This window comes from Arthrobacter sp. SIMBA_036, assembly GCF_046535135.1.
Lineage (GTDB): Bacteria > Actinomycetota > Actinomycetes > Actinomycetales > Micrococcaceae > Arthrobacter.
Map to the genome: position 1 here is coordinate 1 of NZ_JAWRXG010000330.1, position 253 is coordinate 253.

The window sequence follows — 253 nt, forward strand, 5'->3', positions numbered from 1 at the left end:
GCCTGTATATCGGTAGAGTAATGCGTTAACACCTGACATTAAAGTCATGAATAGTGTTGCGCCGTGTTTCTCCGAATACTTCTTAAGCTTTTCTGTAAATTCTATTGAAAACAATTGACTGATATTGTCTCCGTTGTAAGTCTGTATCAAAGGACGTGGCTTACAACTTGGCAGCTCCAACACAGGTAGTTCTCCTTCAAATTGATCTAACCAATAAGATTCTGCATTTTGATGCTTTTCACCCTTGTTTTCT

Annotated in this window: 1 protein-coding gene; it reads right to left on the reverse strand. The window is 38.3% G+C overall.

Annotated features, from left to right (window positions below; all coding sequences use genetic code 11):
• The coding region (locus SB659_RS20075) for a condensation domain-containing protein (protein ID WP_410551695.1) at positions 1-253 on the reverse strand (253 nt) is incomplete at both ends.